This window comes from Dietzia cercidiphylli (assembly GCF_039531545.1).
GTDB classification, from domain to species: domain Bacteria; phylum Actinomycetota; class Actinomycetes; order Mycobacteriales; family Mycobacteriaceae; genus Dietzia; species Dietzia natronolimnaea.
In genome coordinates this window covers 234,135-252,275 of the sequence record NZ_BAAAQG010000006.1, presented here as the reverse complement: position 1 = coordinate 252,275, position 18,141 = coordinate 234,135, and the positions used below count along the sequence as shown (strand labels likewise).

Below are 18,141 nucleotides of genomic sequence, written 5' to 3'. Positions count from 1 at the left end.
GATATGGTGGGGCCATGCCAGGGGTGTTCGATCGGTTGGCCGGTCAGTCCGACGTCGTGGCGGAGCTGACCGCCGCGGCGTCGGCGGCGCGTGCGCGGGTGCCGGGCCAGGGGTGGGACGAGTCGGACGCGCGGATGGTCCACGCGTGGCTGTTCACCGGTCCACCGGGGAGCGGACGGAGCGTCGCCGCCCCGTGTTTCGCCGCCGCGTTGCAGTGCGAACACCCGGAGATCGTGGGCTGTGGCGAGTGCCGGTCCTGCCACACCGTGCTGGCGGGGACCCACGCGGATGTCCACCTCCTGGCTCCGCAGGGCGTCAACATCCTTCTCAAGGACGTCAAGGAGACCATCCACCGCGCCGCCAGTCGCCCGAGCACCGGCCGCTGGCAGATCGTGGTGGTCGAGGAGGCGGACCGGCTCACGGAGCAGTCCGGCAACGCGCTGCTCAAGGTGGTGGAGGAGCCGCCGAGCCGCACGGTGTTCCTGCTGTGCTCGCCCACGACGGACCCCATGGACATCATGGTCACCCTGCGGTCCAGGTCGAGGAACGTCGCGCTTCGTCAGCCGGACGCGGCCGCCGTGGAGAGCGCGCTCCTCGCCGGCGGTGGGATCGACCCGGAACGTGCGCGGTGGGCCGCTGCGGTCTCCTCCGGGCACATCGGTCGCGCCCGGTGGTTGGCCACCGACGAGGCCACTCGCGAGCGTCGGGACGTGGTGTTGGAGCTGCCCATGGTCATGCACAATCCCGGCCGGGCGTTCCCGCTCGCGGACAGGCTGGTCAGCGCCGCGGAGCAGGAGTCCCTCGCCCGCAACACCCGGAACGACGAGCGTGAGGTGGAGGAGCTGCGCACCGCGATGGGTGTGGGCGGCACCGGGAAGGGGGCGGTCGCGGCGGGTCGCGGCGCCGCGGGCGCGGTGAAGGAGCTGGAGAAGGCGCAGAAGTCGCGGCGGACCCGTTCCACCCGTGATTCGCTGGACCTGGCGTTGGTCGACCTGGCGGGCTTCTACCGGGACGCGCTCATGGCCGGACTCGGGGTCGCGGACGTCGCCCCGGTGCACCCGGACAAGGCCGAGGAGTCGGCGCGCCTCGGGGGGCACTATCCGCCGGCGTCCGTGCTGGGGGCCATCGAGGCCATCCAGGAGTGTCGCGCGGCCATCGAGGTCAACGTGAAGCCGAAGTTTGCCGTGTCCGCGATGGTGGGGGCGATACGCGAGGCGCTGGGTTGACGGAGCAGAGTTGATGGAGCAGGGGTGATGTACCAGGGTGGAGGCCACCCGCACCCGGGGTACCGGTCGTTTTCCGGCGGCGAGAGCCGGTCGTATATAGTTGCGTCGCCCCACAAGGGCTCGCCGCGTTAGCTCAGTCGGTAGAGCATTTCACTCGTAATGAAAAGGTCGTCGGTTCGATTCCGACACGCGGCTCAGATGGAAGAACGCCCCTGATCTCGGGAAACCGAGGGCGGGGGCGTTCTGCTTCGGAGCCCCAGTCATGTCGCGGTAGGGAGTTCCCGACTGTCCGGTCTGGGTAGACCAGGTCTCCTCAGGGCTTTCGCGCCAGAAAGCTCAGCAGCGCAGTTCCACGCGAGCGTGGCGAACGAACCAACTCTCCCACTGCTCTGGTGTCCACCCTCGTTCACGCGTCAGTCTCAACCACACGGATCTGCCGGTGAGCATCCACATCGCGTCGACGACCGCGTCGGGGGGAGGAGATCCGAGGATGAGCCCGGAGGCCCACCGCACCTCGTCCCAACGGGTGCGTTCCCGTTCTGCGAGTCGCCCCGCGGCGACGTCGTCGACGACGGCGGCCTCGTCGAGAACGTACTGGATGGCGGCCGATCGTTCGTGCGCCCCGCGCAGCCATCTCGCGCCGGCGGCCAGGCGGTCCTCGACAGCTCCCTCGCCCATCTTGACGTAGTCCGGCAACTCGCGGACGGGGGAGTTCGCGCCATCAGACGACGACAGATCAATGCAGGTGTCGAGAAGGGTGAGCTTCCCGTCGAACTGCTGGTAGACGGTCTGCCGGGTGAGGCCTGCGGCGGAGGCGACGTCGGACATCGTCGTGGCCACCCATCCCCGTTCGATGAACATCTCCCGCGCGACGTCCACCACTGCCGCCCGGTTGAGGCGAGCCCGCTCCGCACGGAGCTCCGACGAGTAGGTCCTGGCCATGATCCGAGTCTAGACAGAATTGAGTTTACGATGTGTAATGTCAATTATGGATTCAGGATTCGTCGATACGCGGCTCGGCCGGCTCCACGTCGATGTGGTCGGCGAGGGCCCGCCACTCGTGCTGTGGCACAGCATGTTCGTCGACTCGACGAGCTGGAACCGACTCGTGCCGCTGCTGAAGGGCGCCCATCGTCTCCACCTGATCGACGCACCGTCCTGCGGGAGAAGTGACCCGTTGCGCGAGGCGACGGACATCTCCGCATGTGCGGACGCCGCGATCGAGGTGCTGGAGCATGTCCGGGGGTCGTCCGGGCAGGACGGGGTCGACTGGCTCGGCAATGCGTGGGGTGGTCACGTCGGCATGGAGGTGGCCGCTCGCAGGCCCGACCTGATCCGCAGTCTCGTCGCCGTCAGCGCGCCGACTCACCCGATTAATCGACTCCTCCGCCGCAAGGTCCGGATGCTGGTCCCGCTCTACCGGCTGATCGGGCCCCGCGGGCCGGTGAGGTCCGCGATCGAGGAGACCATCTTCACCGACCGCACCCGCGCGCACGATCCCGAGGCCGTCGAGGTGTTGCGTGGTGCGCTCGACCGGGCGGGGCGCACGGCGACGATTCGGGCCATCGAGACCGCGATCCTCAATCGTGTCGACCTGCTCTCGGCGGCACTGGAGGTGACGTGCCCGGTCCTGTTCGTCACCACCGACGACCGCGGCGAGTGGACGCCGGAGCAGGCCCGCGCGGTCGCCGCCGAGATGATCGACGCACGCGAGTCGACGGTGTCCGGGGCGCGGGTGATACCCGCGCTCGAACAGCCCGAGTCAACCTTCCTCGCCCTGGGCGAGTTCTGGGCGGGGCTGGATCGCCGCTGATGCGCGAGGTGTTCGGCCATCCTGGGGTTTCCCCGGTGGGGGACCGCCGAACCCATCGGAGCACGGCTCTGCCGATATGGCGAACACTGGCGGTGACGACGACCGCTCGCTACAGTCGAGTAACGGATTACGTAGTTAGATAGCGCGAATTGGCGTCCCCTCGACCGAAGGATCCCTGATGACTACCTCCCCTCTGCTCGTCGAGCGAGCCGACCACATCGAGACGTGGACACTCAACCTGCCGGATTCCCGGAACCCCATCTCCGATCCTGCGATCGTCGACGCCCTGTGTGACCGGGTCGCAGCGGTCAATGCCGACCATGACGTCCGGGCCGTCGTGCTCACCGGCGCCGGCTCGGCGTTCTCCGCCGGCGGCAACGTCAAGGACATGGTCGACAAGGCGGGGATGTTCGGGGGTAGCCCGTACGAGCTCCGTAACGGCTACCGGGGAGGGATCCAGCGGATCCCCCGCGCGCTGTATCACTGCGAGGTGCCGGTGGTCGCGGCCGTCAACGGCCCCGCGGTGGGCGCGGGTTGTGACCTGGCGGTGATGTGCGACCTGCGGGTGGCCTCGACCAAGGCGTGGTTCGCCGAGAGTTTCGTCCAGCTGGGGATCATCCCGGGCGACGGCGGCGCATGGCTGCTGACCAAGGCCATCGGCCCGGCCCGGGCGGCCGAGATGGCGCTCACCGGAGATCGCGTCAAGGCCGAGCAGGCCGCCGCGTGGGGGCTGGTCAACGAGGTCGTGGAGCCCGAGAACCTGCTGGAGGCGGCCCACGCCCTCGCCGCACGGGTGGCCAAGAACCCGCCGCACGCGGTGCGGATGGCCAAGAAGCTGCTCCGCGAGTCACAGCACCAGTCGCTCGAGTCGCTGCTCGAGCTCTCGGCGGCGATGCAGGCGCTCGCGCACCACACCGCCGATCACCGCGAGGCGCTCGCGGCGTTCGGGGAGAAGCGCGCAGGGGAGTACACGGGGCGCTGACCCGTCCCCGGGGCCACGCGGGGCGCTGATCCGCCCCCCGGGACTTCCCGGGGCGCTGATCCGCCCCCCGGGACTTCACGGGGCGCGGATCCGTCGCCGAGTCCATGGTCGGCCGGGGCCTCGCGTCAGCGCGGGCCCCGGTTCAGCGCAGACCCCAGGCGGTGGCGTGCCGGAGGCAGGTCTGGGCCAGCTCCTCGCTGCGCTGGACGATGAGGTCCCGCGCGGCGATGACGCCGACGGTCGCGATCGTCCGTCCCCCCTCGCGCAGTGCGACCGAGACACCGTCGCCACCGTCCACGGCCACGCCGGGGGCCGTACACACACCGGTCTCGCGGAGCTCTTCGAGCGAGGCCAGGAACCTGTCGACGAACTCCGACTCCGCAGCCGGCCGGGCGTTCAGGTAGGCCCACACGTCACGCTTCTCCCGGTCGGCCAGGAGTAGCCAGCCCGAGGAGGTCCGCAGCAGCGAGCGTCGCAACCGGTTCTCCGCGATGTAGGCGTAGTGCGCATCGGCGGCGACGTGGTCCACATAGAAGAGGTCGTCACCGACGTCGGTCGACAGGGCGGTGGTCAGACCGGTTTCAGCGTGGAGTGCGGTGAGCTGCTCCCGCGACACGGAGGTGACGGGCGGCCGACCGGCGATCACGTTGAGGAGATACGGCGCGGTCCCCAGCGTGTAGACGCGATTGCGCTCGTCGAGGTAGCCGACGGCGACCAGGCCGTTGAGCAGGCCCTGCGTGGAGCTGATCGGGGCGTCGAGGGCCTTGGCGACCGCGGTGAGGGTCAGCCCGGTTCCCGACCTGGCGACCAGTTCCATGATCGCTGCGACCCGGTCGACCATGCGGTGGCGAGGACGCTCGGGGACCTTGTCCATGCTGGGCTGCTCGGTGCGCCCGCTGTCTCCCGCATCCGGTTGCGTCATGGGGTAAGACTATCCGCCCCTGCGGGACGCACGCTGGGCATACGAGAGAGCGTAGTTCGATCCGCTATTGCGTAAGATTGCCATTCGTGCGATTCTCGAGCACGTGGTCCGGGTCACCATCCGGGCCCCGAACAGGCACACATCACACCAACCCCTTTCGAGGAGGCCCGATGCGGTCCGCACTCGCTCCACCGCCCACCCTGGCGTCGGCGGACATGGACGCCCTGCGAGTGGAGGTCCGTGACTTCCTCTCCGAAGAGATCGCCGCCGGTCGGCTCACGCCGTGGATCGACACCTGGCTCACGCGATGGGACGAGGACTTCACCCGTCGCCTCGCCGAGCGCGGCTGGGTCGGCATGGCGATCCCCACCGGGTACGGCGGCCGGGGACGCACGCACCTCGAGCGTTTCGTCGTCACCGAGGAGTTGCTGTCCGTCGGGGCGCCCGTGGCCGCGCAGTGGGTCGCCGACCGTCAGATCGCCCCCTCTCTCCTGCGGTATGGAACGGAGGAGCAGAAGCGCGAGTACCTGCCCCGGATCGCCGCGGGGGAGTGCTGCTTCGGCATCGGGATGAGCGAGCCGGACTCCGGCTCCGACCTCGCTAGCGTGCGGACGAAGGGCGTCCGCGTCGACGGCGGCTGGACCGTCACCGGGACCAAGGTGTGGACCTCCGGTGCGCAGCACGCGGAGGCGTTCATCGCCCTGGCCCGCACCGAGCCGCTGGACACCTCCCACCGCCATGCGGGGCTGAGCCAGTTCATCGTGGACCTGCGCGGAGAGGGCGTCACCATTCGCCCGATCGTCTCCCTGTCCGGAGACCGTCACTTCAACGAGGTCGTGCTCGACGAGGTGTTCGTCCCGGACTCCCGGGTGTTCGGCACGATCGGGCAGGGATGGGAACAGGTCAACTCCGAGCTCGCCTTCGAGCGCAGCGGCCCCGAGCGGTTCCTCTCGTCCTTCCGCCTGTTCGCCGCCGAGATCGGCGCGATCGCCGAAGGGCGGTTGCCCGCGCGCACTGATCTGGGTCGCTCGGTCGCGCGGATGGCGGGGCTGCACGCCCTGAGCCAGAACATCGCCGGGGCGCTGCAACGCGGGGAGCCCGCGGACAACGCCGCTGCACTGATCAAACTCCTGGGCACCACCACCGAGGGTGACATCGTCGATGTGGTCTCCACCCGGCTCGGCGACGAGTTCTCGCCGGGCGAGGCGGACACCGCCTCGTCCGAACTCGCCGACCTGCTCCGTGCGGGACTGCACCAGCGGCCCGGCTTCACGCTGCGGGGCGGGACCAACGAGATTCTGCGCGGCGTGATCGCGCGAGGAATGGGGATGCGATGAACGAGAACACCTCCACCAGTGAGACCGCCGGGAACGCCGGGAACGCCGAGACCGTCGGACTCGAGGTCGACGAGGACCTCGAGTCGATGATGGCGGGCGTCCTGGCACAGTTCTCCGGACCCACCGTCGATCCCGATGCGGCTGCCGCATGGCGAGCCCTGACCGAGGTGGGCATCGGAAGGCTCACCGCTCCCGAGGAGACCGGGGGCAGTGGCGCGGGGTGGGCCGAGGCCGCCACCCTGCTCCGGCTGGCCGCCGCCGCCGGCGTCGCGGTCCCGTTTGCGGAGACCGACCTCGTCGTCGGGCCACTCCGCCGCGCCGCCGGCCTCGATGACTCCTCGCCCGGGACGGCGACCCTCGCCGTCCTCGGCTCCGACGGTCGCGCCCGTCGTGTGGCCTGGGCCGGGGCGACCGACAGTGTCCTGATCGTGCGCAGGTCCGAGGCCAACAGAGACGGCGCAGCGAGATTCGAGGTCGCGGACGTCGACACCGGCCGAGCGGAGATCACCGCCGGCGAGGGGATCTCCGCGGTGCCGCTGGGTGACGTCCTGCCGCCCGAGGGCGCGGGGTGGACCGCGGTCGAGTCGGCCGCCGTGGAGTCGGCGGTGCTGCGCGGCGCGCTCGCCCGCGCTGTCCAGTGTGTGGGGGCCTCGGAGGGGATGCTCGAGTCGGCCATCGCCCACTCGACGGAACGCAACCAGTTCGGTCGGGCACTCGCCAAGTTCCAGTCCGTGCAGAACCTGGTGGTGGACATCGCCGCCGAGACCGTCCTGGCGCGCGCGGCGGTCGACCAGGCCGTCGCCGACGCCATGGCCACCGACCTCTGCGGGCCGCTGTCGGGTTTCCGGGTGGCCGTGGCCCGCAGTGTGGCCTCGCAGGCCGTCGCGGTCGCCGTCCGCAACGCCCACCAGGTCCACGGGGCCATCGGCACCACGCACGAACACACCCTGCACCGCCTGACCCTGCCCGCTCTGCAGTGGCGCGGTGAGTTCGGATCCGCGGCCTTCTGGGAGGCCCTGCTCACCGACGCCGCCGTCGCCGGGGGGATGGACGGCGCATGGCCCATGGTCGTCGAGGGCACTGCCGTCGAGAGCGCCGCGGCCACGTGGCTCGACCGGGTCACCCTCGGCCGGGTCGGTGGCGACGGTGGGGGCCACGGCCGCGCACCGGGAGTCTGAGTCCGTGACCGAGCCGCACCCGACCGAGCCGCACCCGACCGAGCCCCCCCGGACCGGTGCCCTCACCGACATCCGCGTCGTGGATCTGGCCCGGGTCCTCGCCGGACCGTTGTGCGGCCAGATGCTGGCCGACCACGGCGCCGACGTGATCAAGGTCGAACCGCCGGGCGGGGACGAGACCCGCGGCTGGGGGCCACCCTTCGTGCGGGACGACCACAGCGCGTACTTCGACGGGCTCAACCGCAACAAGCGGAACATCTGCATCGATCTGCGCGACCAGGAGGGGCAGGCACTGCTCGGCAGGATGCTCGAGGGCGCGGACGTGGTGATCGAGAACTTCAGGGCCGGCACCCTCGAGAAGTGGGGATTCGGCGACGACGAGCTCGCCGAGCGCTTCCCGCGCCTGATCCACTGCCGCATCACCGGGTACGGCGTCGACGGGCCCCTCGGTGGCGCACCGGGGTACGACGCCGTCCTGCAGGGACTCTCGGGCCTGATGAGCATCAACGGCGAGCCCGACGGGGCAGCGATGCGGATCGGGATCCCACTGGTGGATATCGTCACCAGTCTCAACGCGATGAACGGCATCCTGATGGCCCTGCACGTGCGGGCCACCACAGGTCGCGGACAGCTGGTGGACCTCGCGTTGCTCGACAACGCGGTGTCGATCCTGCACCCCCACGCGGGCACGTGGTTCGCGACCGGCGAACCGCCCGTCCGGACCGGAGTCGCGCACCCGACCATCTGCCCGTACGAGACCTTCACCTGCTCCGACGGGCCCTTCTTCATCGGCGCCGGCAACGACCGGCAGTTCCGCGCCCTCGCCCTCGCGCTGGACGCTCCCGAGCTGGTCGACGATCCCCGGTTCCTCACGAATCCGGACCGCCTGGAGAACTCGCCGGCGCTGCGGGCGGTCCTCGGTGGACTCGTCGGCGATATCCGTCGGGACGAGCTGGCGGAACGCCTGCGTGAGGCGGGAGTGCCCTCGGGGGCGGTGAACCACGTGGGTGAGGCGCTGTCCATGCCCCAGGTACTGCATCGCGACATGGTCGTCGAGCGCGACGGGTACCGCAGTGTCGGCATCCCGATCAAGCTCTCCGACACCCCGGGATCCGTGCGGTTCGGTCCCCGCCCCCACGGTGCGGACACCGGGCCCGTACTGGCGGAACTGGGGCTCGACAGGGCGGCGCACACCGAGCCCGGCGGCCGCTGACCGGCAGGGCACAATCTCGGTACGCTCGGGTGGTAGTACCGAGAAAGGTCGACCCGTGGAATTCCTCCTCATCGCCGCAGTGATCGCGGTGGCCGTCGCCGTGGTCTCCCGCAGCCAGAACAAGGGCCAGACGCAGCTGCAGGCGCACGACAACCGCCATCTCGAGGACCATCGCGCCGAGGCCGCGCGCTGGGTCGAGCGACTCGGTGGCCAGGTGTTCAACCTCGACGGCACCGACGAGGCCTCCAAGCAGGCGATGGCCGATGCGTCCGAGCGCTACACCGCGGCCGTGACGGAGCTCGAGAACGCCCGCACACCGGTCCAGGCGCGGTTGGCCAAGGACACCGCGATCGAGGGGCTCTACTACATCCGGGCCGCCAGATCGGCGATGGGCCTGGACCCCGGTCCGGAGCTGCCCACGACCGACGGCCAGGAACGTGCCGGCCGGGTGACCGAGGACCGGACCGTCGAGGTCGACGGCCGCACGATGACCGCGGCGACCGAGCCGAGCGACAAGACCCCGCACTACTACCCGGGTGGTGTGGTGGCCGGACGGCCTGTGCCCGCCGGTTGGTACTCGGAGCCGTGGTGGGCCTCCGCCCTGGCCACGGGCATGTGGATGATGGGCTCGATGATGATGTTCAACATGATGTTCGCCGGAATGGCGGGCGTCGGCTACTCCGGCGAGGACTTCGCGGCCGGGGTCGGCGAGGGTGGCGCGGACGTCAGCGACATGGGCGGCGGCGACATGGGCGGAGGCGAGGGAGGCGACGGCTTCTTCGACGGCGGGCTCATGGGCGGCGACGGCGGCGGCGGCGACGGCGGCGGGTTCTTCGACGGCGGCCTGTTCGGCGGCGACGGCGGAGGCGGCGGCGGCTTCTTCGACGGTGGCCTCTTCGATTTCTGACCCGGTCCAGTAGGGCCAGCAGTTCCAGTAGGGCCAGCAGGGTCAACCGCAGCCGGCCAGCACCCGCTCCATGGCCTCGTGCTCGGCCGGGGTCACCCAGAGTCCGTAGCGCTCCTTGACCAGGATCTGCCGCGAGATCAGGGGACAGCGGAATTCCCGGCGCGGGGGGAGCCAGGTGGCCGCGTCACCGTCGCTCTTGCTCTGATTGGCGTGCCCCGCCACCGCCAAGAGGTTGAGCGGATCGTTGGCGAAGTCGCGCCGCTGGTCGGGGGTGAGCTGCTGGGCGCCCTTCTGCCACGCGTCCGACAGGGCCACCACGTGGTCGATCTGAACCGCGGACGAGGTGTCCTGACCCCGCACGAACTCGATCCGCTCCCCGGTGTACGGCCCGTACAGGACCCCGGTGAGCACCACACAGTCCCGGGTCCCCGGTCGCACCGTGATGTCCTGCAGGTCGCGCCGCAGGATGTCGTTGCGCGTGTCGCACCCGTTGCGTCCGAACTCCACGGAGACGTCGTCGGACCACGCCTGTCCGAACAGGTCACGGTCGTATCCCGTCTTGGGTGCGCGGCCCTTGATCTCCAGCCGGGGTAGGGCCACCCGTGCGGCCGCGACCATCGGATCGCCCGGCGGGACGGCCTCGGGCGGTGCCGGCTCGGGGGGCGCGGGTTCGGGGACGGGCGGGGCCGCCGGATCCGACGCCGGGGGAGGGGGCGGTGGTGCGAGGGACGACGACGAGACGGGCATCCCGACTCCGCCGCCCGTCTCCCGGTCGGCATCCGCGCACCGGCCCAACCCCGCCAGGACGAGGACCGCCAACACCGAGACCACTGTGACGCGAGTGGTTCGTGTTGATCGAGTTCTCCGAGCGCGCGAAGTGGCTCGAGGGGTCCGTGATGCCATGCACGCACCCTAGCGAGACCGTCCGACACCGCGACCCCCAGTCCGGATACGCTGACGCCGATGCCGTCCGACGCCGACACCCAGCCGAGAGCCCACGACCCGGCGCACACCGGGCCGCAGCGGCGGGACCCCGGCGAGGCGGCCCGCCCGGCGCCCCGTGTGGTGGCGGCGTGCGTGGTGATCATCGTGGCGTTCACGGCGCTCCGGACCTGGGTGGCGGCCGCGGGCTGGTTCTACTGGGATGACCTGATCCTGCACGGCAGGGCCGCCGCACACCGCCTCCCGGACCCGGGGCTGCTGTTCTCCGACCACGACGGCCACCTGATGCCCGGAGGGATGGCGCTGGCGTGGGTCGCGGCCCACGTGGCACCGCTCGACTTCCGACTGCCGCTGGTGCAGATCGCGGTGCTGCAGCTCCTCGCCGGCGCGGCGCTCGCCCGGATGCTGTGGGTGCTGCTGCGGGGGCGGCCGGTTCTGTTGGTCCCCCTCGTCGCGACCCTCGCGATCCCCCTCGGTCTGCCTGCTGCCACCTGGTGGGCGGCCGCTCTCAACGCACTTCCGCTCACCGCGGCGATGGCGTGGTCGGTGGCCTCGACGATCCGGCTGGCCGAGACGGGACGCCGCCGGCACGCGGTGGGCGCGGTCCTGGCCACCACGGTCGGCCTGGTGTTCGTGGAGAAGGCACTGATCATCCCCGTGGTGGCGGCCGCCGTCCTGGTGGGCTGGTGGTGGGTCGGCCGGAGTGGGTCGGTGACCCCGCGTGTCCTCTGGCGACGGACGCGGATGGCCTGGGCTGCCCAGGGAGCCGTGCTCGTGGTGTGGGCGGCGGTCTTCCTCGCCGTCGTCGGTCGTCTCGGTGGTCGGGGGTCGTTCGGCGAGGTCGAGGGCACGCGCCCGGGGTTCCTGGACCTCGTGGACCACACCTACAGACTGGCCGTCATCCCGACAGCGGGAGGTGGTCCGTGGCGGTGGGACCGGTGGCACCCGGGGCCGCCCATGGCCGACCCGCCGGTCGCCGCCGTGCTCCTCGGTGTCCTCGCCTGTGCCGGGGTGCTGGCGTGGTCTCTCGCCACCCGTCGACGCACCGGGGCCGTCTGGGCGGCGGTCGCGCTGTACCCGCTGCTCTCCGTGGTACTGGTCGCCGTGGGGCGGGCGGGCCCGGACACCGCGGCGGAGATCGTCCAGACCCTCCGGTACCACGCCGAGTTCCCGCTGGTCCTGGGCGCCGCCGCGGCGCTGGCGTTGTCGGCGCCACGACGGGGTGTCACCACGACCGGGCGCAGGATGGTGCCGGCGGGCGTGGTGGCGCTCATCGCGCTGCTCGCCTCCTCGGCGGTCTCGACCCTGACCTATCGGACGACGTGGTCCGAACAGCCCTCCCGCGACTACGCCCTCCCCCTGCTCGAGACGCTGCATGATCGGAGCGCCCCGCTGCTCGACCAGGATCTCCCGCTCGAGGTCCTCCTCCCGGTCACCGCACCGTCACACCGGCTCTCGTCGTTGCTCGCGGGTGTTCCCGGGATCCCGCCGGTGACCGGGTGGACCACTGATCCGGTCGTGATCGACGCCCTCGGCACCCTTCATCCGGCCGAGGTCGCGGCGCTCCGGACGATCCCCCAGGGGCCCGAGCCCGGCTGCGGGTACCGGGTCTCCGGGGGCGGTGCCCGGATCCCGCTCGACGGCCCCCTGATCGACCGGGACTGGCTCGTCCAGCTCAATCTCTTCGCCGACGCGGACGGCGAGGTGGATGTCCGCCTCGACGAGGGCGCCGAGGTGACGGTGCCGGTGTCGGCGGGTCTGGGAACGGTGTTCGTGCGCGTCGAGGGGTCCGGTACCGGGGTCACCTTCACTCCCGAAGGGGGCCTTGGGGAGTTGTGTATCGGCAGCGGACCGGTCGGAGTCCTCGTGCCGCGCTGAGGGCCGCGGGGCGGGTGGCCCATAATGGTCGGATCGGATGAGTACGACAGGGACGGAGGCAGGTCATCGACATCGCGATGGTCATGCTGACCCTCACCGCGCTCCTCGTGGTCCCCGGGCTGATCGTGGGACTGGCCGCACGGCTCCCGCTCCGGTTGGCGGTGGGCACGTCGATCCCCGTGTCCGCGGGGATCGTCACGATCGCCACCTACGCGTACGGCCGGTCGGGTGTGCCGTGGTCCCTGGGCGCGTATGCGGTGGCCACGGCGGTCACCGCGGTGATCGTCGGGCTGGTGGGGTTGCTCATCTCCGGGACGCTGTGGGTCCGGCGGCGCCATCGCGGGCGGGTGGGTGACACGCCGCGTGCCCGCCGCTCGTGGTGGTGGCTGCTCCCGGCCGCGTCGATCCCGGTCAGCGCGTGGCTGATCGGGCAGATGATCCTCACCGAGCTCTCGGCCACGCCGGGCGGCACCGCCAACGTCTTCCAGGGCTGGGACGCCCACTGGCACGCCAACTACATCCGGTTCATCCACGACACGGGACTGGCGTCCCCGGACCAGGCGGGCGAGCTCCGGTACCCGGAGAACGGGGCCACCCTCTACTACCCGAGCACCTGGCACGCGATCGCCGCCCTGGTCATGGGGCTGCGCGGCATCGGGGCGGTCGAGACCTACAACCTGGTGCAGATCGGCGCCATGGCGCTGGCGTTCCCGCTCGGTGTGGCCGCACTCGCCTGGCTCATCACCCACCGGCGCTTCTCCCGACCGGCCGCCGCCACCTCGGCCGCGGTCGCGGCCATGGCCACCCCCCTGTTCCCCGGGCTGCCGTTCGTCGAGGTGATGGTGGCCGCGACCCCGTCCGGGGTGGCCAACGGGTTGGCGGGCCTGGTGGCCGCGGTCGTGGTGGCCGCGCTGGCCGACCGACGACTCGTGCCCGCCGCCGCGCTAGGCCTGGTCGGCGTCGGGGGCATCCACCCGTCGGCCATGGTCACCGCAGCCGTGTTCGTGCTGTTCTGGTGGTTGTTCGAGGGGCTGTGGCGCCCGGTCCGGGGCCGGTTGCGGGACTTCCTCGTACTGGCCGGGATCGGTTTGGCGGGCGTGCTCACGCTGCTGCCCCAGGTCCTCACCGTCTCCGAGGACGCGGACGAGATCTCGGCCTTCGAGTTCGAGATCAACGCCGACCGGGCGGCCGTCTGGGGCCGGGCCGTGGCGCTACAGGTGCGACACGTGCAGGACTGGGGAGTGCGCTGGGTGCTGCTGGCCCTCGCGGTGGTGGGGGTGATCGTCATGCTCCGCCGCCTCGTGCTGTGGCCGCTCCTGCTCTGGGGCGGGGTGCTGGTGGTGTGCGTCAACTCCATGAGCACGTTCGGTAACTGGACCGGCGGCGCACTGCGCGGGATCGGCAGCATCTACTACAACGACCCGCGCCGGATCGGGGTGCTCCTGGCGGTCCTCGTGGCGGCCGCCGTCGGCGTGGGCGTGGGAGTGGCCGTCCAGGCCCTGGCGGGGTGGTCGGCCCGGTTGATCGACCCGATCACCGACCCGCGCGGGACCGGTGCGGCGGGCCTGCGGGTCGCGGTCGCGCTGGGCGCGCTGGTGGCCACCGGGTCGTGGGTCGTCCAGGCCTCGCCCGAGTACGCCGCGGCCGCGGGCGCGAACCAACGGGCGGGCAGGATGGTCGACAGTCACGATCTGCGGGCCTTCGACTGGCTCTCCGAGCAGCCACAGGCGTATTCGGGCCTGATCTACACCAACCCGGACGAGGGGTCGGGGTGGATGTACGCCACCAACGGGCTGCCCTCGACCGCACGCCACTACCTGCAGTCGGGCTCCACCGCACCGCTCACCACCCACTTGTTCTTCAGCATGGACCGGGCCGGGACCGACCCGAGGGTCGACGCCGCTCTCGACGAACTCGGCGTGACCTACGTGTACGTCAGCCCGCCCAATTACTGGGGATTCCAGAAGCCCAACGACCACCTGCTCCGGCTCGACCAGACCCCGGGCCTGGTCAAGGTCTACTCGGACTCCCAGGTGCGGATCTTCGCGGTCCGTGCCGCCTTCACCGAGGCCGAGCTCGCCCGGATCCTGGCCGACTCGCCGTTCCCGCCCGATGGACGTACGCCGCTGACCCGCGCCACCGCGCTGTACGGACGGGAGTGAGCGGGCCGGCCCGGGCCGGGTCGTATCCTTGGAGCTGTTGTCCGACAGGGCGCCGCGGCGGGTTCGCCGCACATCGGGAGGGGATCTGAATGAGGGCACTCGTGACGGGTGGGGCCGGGTTCATCGGGTCGACGCTGGTGGACCGCCTGCTGTCCGTGGGGCACGAGGTGACGGTCGTCGACGACCTGTCACGGGGCCGGCTGGAGAACCTCACGAGCGCCCGCGAGGCCGGCTCGCGGTTCACCTTCCGCCAGCTGGGCCTGACCGACCCCGCGATCGGGGACCTGGTGGCGGACCTCGCCCCGGAGGTCGTGTTCCACCTGGCCGCGCAGATCGACGTCCGCCTGTCGGTGGAGGACCCGGTCCGCGACGCCGAGGTCAACGTGGTGGGGACCGTCCGGCTGGCCGAGGCCGCCCGACGGGCCGGGGTTCGGCGGATCGTCTTCACCTCCTCGGGCGGATCGATCTACGGCCCCGTCACCGACCTGCCGGTGGCCGAGTCACGGCCGGTGGACCCGATGAGCCCGTACGCGGCCGGCAAGGTCGCGGGCGAGGTCTACCTCGAGATGTTCGCCAAGCTCTACGGCATCGAGTGGGCGGGCGTGGCCCCGGCCAACGTGTATGGGCCGCGCCAGGACCCGCACGGCGAGGCCGGGGTGGTGGCGATCTTCGCCCAGCGACTACTGGCGGGGGAGCCGACCCGGGTCTTCGGGGACGGGGGCAACACCCGGGACTACGTGTTCGTCGACGACGTGGTCGACGCCTTCGTCCGTGCCGCGACCGTTCCGGCCGCCGCCGGGCTGCGCTTCAACGTGGGCACGGGCGTCGAGACCAGCGACCGCGAGCTGCACACGCTGGTCGCCGCGGCCTCGGGATCGGGGGACGACCCCGAGTACGCCCCCGCCCGCCTGGGTGACGTCGCGCGGTCCGCGCTGGACGCCGGCCGCGCCGCCGAGGTGCTCGGCTGGACGCCGCAGGTGGCGATCACCGAGGGCGTCGCCCGCACCGTGGACTACTTCAGGGGGTGAGCCCGGGCCCCTCGGCCGCTGGGCCGGTCGCGGTCTCCGCCCCGGCCCCGACCTCGGCCGCGGGCGCCTGCTGCGCCGCGCCCGGCTGCCGGACGTCGGGCTGCGGCAGGAACGGGCGGACCAGGTCGATGAGCCCCGGCAGGACCCCTCCCGGCGCGGGCGCGGGCTCGACCGGTCGGGTGATCTCCTGCTCCGAGGGCGCCCCGGTGGTCGTGTCGGTGGCGCCGCCTGCCGGGGCGGCGGGGGTCGCCTGCGCGGCGACGGGGGTCGACGCGGGCGCCTGACGCACCGGCTGCGGGGCGACCGCCACGGGAGTAGCGGACCGCGGCGCGGGGGCCGGGGTCCGCTCGACCGCCACCGTCGACGGCGCGGTCTCCGCCCCGGCGCCGGCCGCGGGCTCGGGGTTCTGGGCGGGGGACCCGGTGGTGGTCCCGGTCGGCTCGGGAGTGCCGCTCCCGGCGTCCCGGTCGGAGGTGGTCGCGGCGACGGGCTCCGGTGAGGCCAGTGCGGTCTGCGCGGAGGTCACCTGCTCGCGCGCCTGCTCGACCGCTTGTGCGCTGCGGTGGGAGTCGTACCAGAGCCCGGTGGAGATCAGACCGACGGAGACCACGCCGAGCGCCCCCATCCCCAGAGCGGTGGCAGAGGGGCGGGAGAATCGGGTGTCGAGCGGAGCCATGGGCCCCAGTATCAGTCACCCCCGGTGTCGGCGACAACCCCGCGCTCCGCCGCGCGTGTCGAGAGCGGAACCGCGACAAGGCGTTCCGGCGCCTCCCAGACGACCTCCGCGTCGCCGTACGGGTCATCGGCCCGTCGGAGCCACAACCCAAGGGCGTGACGCCACACGGTGGGCAGGACGCGACCGTCGTCGCCCGGTCGGACACCCGTGTGCCGCGCACGGATCCCGCGGTCGCGCCAGAGCGGCACCCGGCCGCCGAGCATCACGCCGAGCATGGCGTCGAACGCGCCGCAGCCCCGGTCGAACACCCCGCCGTGGCCGCGGGTGCCGTAGACGGGGGTGCCGTCGGCGAAGTACCCGGTGTCGAGGCGGGTGGCGCCGTCGGCCAGGTCGGAGGTCGACCACCTCCACCGCAGGCCCGACCTGATCTGCAGCAGCTCGACTGGGTCCCCGGGGGCGGTGAACGAGAACCTGCGCACCGGGCCGGGGGACCGCCAGTCGGCCGGCCCGCTCACGCCCACCCCGAGGTCCGGGGACTCGGCGTAGATCACCCGGTCGGCGCGCAGCCCCTGCCGCTCGGCGGTACCGACGATCCGCCCGCCGTAGGAGTGGCCCACCACGGTCAGCGCGGCGCCCGGGCACTCGATCTCGATCACCCGGTCCACCTCCCGGCAGAACCGGACCAGGCGGGGCGCCATCGCCTCCGCGTAACGCGGGTCACCGGCGTCGGCCATGATGTCCTGCGGGAACTCGCCGTCCAGGAAGGCCACCACGGCCAGCCGGCCACCGCCGGCGTCGACCAGGTCCACGGCGACGTCGGTGTTGACGTGCGACATGTCGAGGTTGGTGCCCGTGCCGGGGACGTAGACCGCGACCGCCTCGGTGTGCGGGCCGAGGTCCCCCACCACCTCGATCATCCGACCACCCCGGAGCGGGGAGAACCCCACGAACGACCGACGACGACGACGAGTGTCCCGTCGCGCCATGGTCTCCAGTCGCCCGATCCGCGGGCTCCACGGTGTCCAGGCAAGCTGTTCGCGGTGCAGCGCGCGGCGCACCAGGACGGAGTTCGCGCGCGCCCGCACCGCCCACGGCACGCCGTAGGTCCCGCCGACGGACCCGGGCTCGGCCAGCGCGAGCAGGCGCCGGTCGGCGGTGCTCATGTGCTCGATGCTCGAGTACACCTGATCGGGAGTGGCCCCCGCCCAGGCCGCGACGGTGGCCCGGGTGTCGAGGGTCCCGTCGCCCGCCGCCCCTGCGCCGTCCGTCCCTGCCATCCGGGACAGGTCGTTCAGTGCGTTGTCGACTGCCCGGTCCAGCGACGCCCGCAGGCGGTCCCGGTCCCCGACGGGCACCGGGTCCGGGCCGTCGAGGTCGTCCCAGATGTCCTCGGCGAGCTCGACGAGCCTGTAGACACCCGCCAGGAGCTCATCGACCCCTCTTGCCTCGCCGTCGACCGCCTCGGTGAGGGCGGTCAGGGCGGGCGAGCGGGCCGGGGACGACGCGAGCGCGTCCCGCGCCGTGGTGAGCGCGTCCCGCGCCGCCACCAGCCGGGCAGCCAGCTCGAGAAGAGACCGCACCTGCCCGGGCGGCGGGTTCTCCGGCCGGGCTCCGGTCACCTGGGTCGCCTGGTGGGCTGGGTGTCGGCCACGTCCCGGACGGCCCGCGCGGCCGCGGCGTCGGATGTCGTGCCGTCCGACAGCGACCGGGCGATGTCGTGCAGTCGGGTGACCCTGGCGAGGGCGGGGGCCAGGAGGTCGCTCACCTCGTCGTCGTCGTCGTCGAGCCGCGTCCTCGCCACCTCGAGCCGACGCGCGAGCCGGCCCGCCTCAGCCCGAACCCCCGCATCGTGAACCTCCGCGTCGCGAACCCCCGCG

At 72.0% G+C, this 18,141-nt stretch carries 16 protein-coding genes and 1 tRNA gene; 11 read left to right on the top strand and 6 right to left on the bottom strand.

Annotated elements, in window-relative coordinates:
• The first annotated feature begins 14 nt into the window (after nucleotides 1-14).
• Nucleotides 15-1,226, top strand: coding sequence for a DNA polymerase III subunit delta' (locus tag ABD250_RS06170; RefSeq protein ID WP_182658994.1), 1,212 nt, complete (start codon nucleotides 15-17; stop codon nucleotides 1,224-1,226).
• A 122-nt stretch (nucleotides 1,227-1,348) separates the two neighbouring features.
• Nucleotides 1,349-1,421: transfer RNA gene (locus tag ABD250_RS06165), tRNA-Thr, on the top strand.
• Between the two features lie 141 nt (nucleotides 1,422-1,562).
• Here the strand turns inward: ABD250_RS06165 and ABD250_RS06160 are convergent.
• Nucleotides 1,563-2,168 (bottom strand): TetR/AcrR family transcriptional regulator, encoded by a 606-nt coding sequence (locus tag ABD250_RS06160; protein ID WP_182609910.1) that lies wholly within the window; start codon nucleotides 2,166-2,168, stop codon nucleotides 1,563-1,565.
• A 46-nt stretch (nucleotides 2,169-2,214) separates the two neighbouring features.
• Here ABD250_RS06160 and ABD250_RS06155 point away from each other — a divergent pair, with 46 nt between their 5' ends.
• Entirely contained in the window at nucleotides 2,215-3,039 is an 825-nt protein-coding gene (locus tag ABD250_RS06155; protein WP_182615887.1) for an alpha/beta fold hydrolase, read from the top strand.
• A gap of 178 nt (nucleotides 3,040-3,217) precedes the next feature.
• Nucleotides 3,218-4,021 (top strand): crotonase/enoyl-CoA hydratase family protein, encoded by an 804-nt coding sequence (locus ABD250_RS06150; protein WP_179524444.1) that lies wholly within the window; start codon nucleotides 3,218-3,220, stop codon nucleotides 4,019-4,021.
• Nucleotides 4,022-4,163: 142 nt separating this feature from the next.
• On the opposite strand, the gene ABD250_RS06145 is transcribed toward ABD250_RS06150, so the two are convergent.
• Nucleotides 4,164-4,862 (bottom strand): IclR family transcriptional regulator, encoded by a 699-nt coding sequence (locus ABD250_RS06145; protein ID WP_107748977.1) that lies wholly within the window; start codon nucleotides 4,860-4,862, stop codon nucleotides 4,164-4,166.
• 251 nt (nucleotides 4,863-5,113) lie between these two features.
• Between ABD250_RS06145 and ABD250_RS06140 the strand changes: the two genes are divergently transcribed.
• From ABD250_RS06140 to ABD250_RS06125, 4 genes are read left to right on the top strand one after another with little or no spacing between them, the layout of a single operon-like run.
• Nucleotides 5,114-6,280, top strand: a complete 1,167-nt coding sequence (locus tag ABD250_RS06140; RefSeq protein ID WP_179524445.1) for an acyl-CoA dehydrogenase family protein — start codon at nucleotides 5,114-5,116, stop codon at nucleotides 6,278-6,280.
• Nucleotides 6,277-7,458, top strand: a complete 1,182-nt coding sequence (locus ABD250_RS06135) for an acyl-CoA dehydrogenase family protein (RefSeq protein ID WP_344391268.1) — start codon at nucleotides 6,277-6,279, stop codon at nucleotides 7,456-7,458. Before ABD250_RS06140 ends, ABD250_RS06135 begins: the two co-directional genes overlap by 4 nt.
• Before the next feature lie 4 nt (nucleotides 7,459-7,462).
• Nucleotides 7,463-8,671, top strand: coding sequence for a CaiB/BaiF CoA transferase family protein (locus ABD250_RS06130; protein WP_344391266.1), 1,209 nt, complete (start codon nucleotides 7,463-7,465; stop codon nucleotides 8,669-8,671).
• A 55-nt stretch (nucleotides 8,672-8,726) separates the two neighbouring features.
• On the top strand, nucleotides 8,727-9,578 hold the full coding sequence (locus ABD250_RS06125; RefSeq protein ID WP_182658874.1) for a DUF1542 domain-containing protein: 852 nt from the start codon (nucleotides 8,727-8,729) through the stop codon (nucleotides 9,576-9,578).
• A 42-nt stretch (nucleotides 9,579-9,620) separates the two neighbouring features.
• Here the strand turns inward: ABD250_RS06125 and ABD250_RS06120 are convergent, their stop codons facing one another.
• Nucleotides 9,621-10,400, bottom strand: a complete 780-nt coding sequence (locus ABD250_RS06120) for an HNH endonuclease family protein (RefSeq protein ID WP_370650953.1) — start codon at nucleotides 10,398-10,400, stop codon at nucleotides 9,621-9,623.
• A gap of 141 nt (nucleotides 10,401-10,541) precedes the next feature.
• Between ABD250_RS06120 and ABD250_RS06115 the strand changes: the two genes are divergently transcribed.
• The 3 genes from ABD250_RS06115 (at nucleotide 10,542) to ABD250_RS06105 (ending at nucleotide 15,588) form a co-directional block, all read left to right on the top strand.
• Complete coding sequence (locus tag ABD250_RS06115; protein WP_344391263.1) at nucleotides 10,542-12,398, top strand: hypothetical protein; 1,857 nt, start codon at nucleotides 10,542-10,544, stop codon at nucleotides 12,396-12,398.
• Between the two features lie 77 nt (nucleotides 12,399-12,475).
• Nucleotides 12,476-14,560, top strand: coding sequence for a DUF6541 family protein (locus ABD250_RS06110; protein WP_344391261.1), 2,085 nt, complete (start codon nucleotides 12,476-12,478; stop codon nucleotides 14,558-14,560).
• An 89-nt stretch (nucleotides 14,561-14,649) separates the two neighbouring features.
• A complete protein-coding gene (locus tag ABD250_RS06105; protein ID WP_344391259.1) occupies nucleotides 14,650-15,588 on the top strand; it encodes an NAD-dependent epimerase/dehydratase family protein in 939 nt (312 codons plus the stop codon).
• Here the strand turns inward: ABD250_RS06105 and ABD250_RS06100 are convergent.
• From ABD250_RS06100 to ABD250_RS06090, 3 genes are read right to left on the bottom strand one after another with little or no spacing between them, the layout of a single operon-like run.
• Nucleotides 15,578-16,264, bottom strand: coding sequence for a hypothetical protein (locus tag ABD250_RS06100; protein ID WP_344391257.1), 687 nt, complete (start codon nucleotides 16,262-16,264; stop codon nucleotides 15,578-15,580). The genes ABD250_RS06105 and ABD250_RS06100 overlap by 11 nt on opposite strands.
• An 11-nt stretch (nucleotides 16,265-16,275) precedes the next feature.
• A complete protein-coding gene (locus tag ABD250_RS06095) occupies nucleotides 16,276-17,883 on the bottom strand; it encodes an alpha/beta hydrolase (RefSeq protein ID WP_344391255.1) in 1,608 nt (535 codons plus the stop codon).
• Nucleotides 17,880-18,065: a hypothetical protein gene (locus tag ABD250_RS06090; protein WP_344391253.1), complete on the bottom strand. Its 186-nt coding sequence runs from the start codon at nucleotides 18,063-18,065 to the stop codon at nucleotides 17,880-17,882. The genes ABD250_RS06095 and ABD250_RS06090 overlap by 4 nt, the downstream gene beginning before the upstream one ends.
• Nucleotides 18,066-18,141 lie beyond the last annotated feature (76 nt).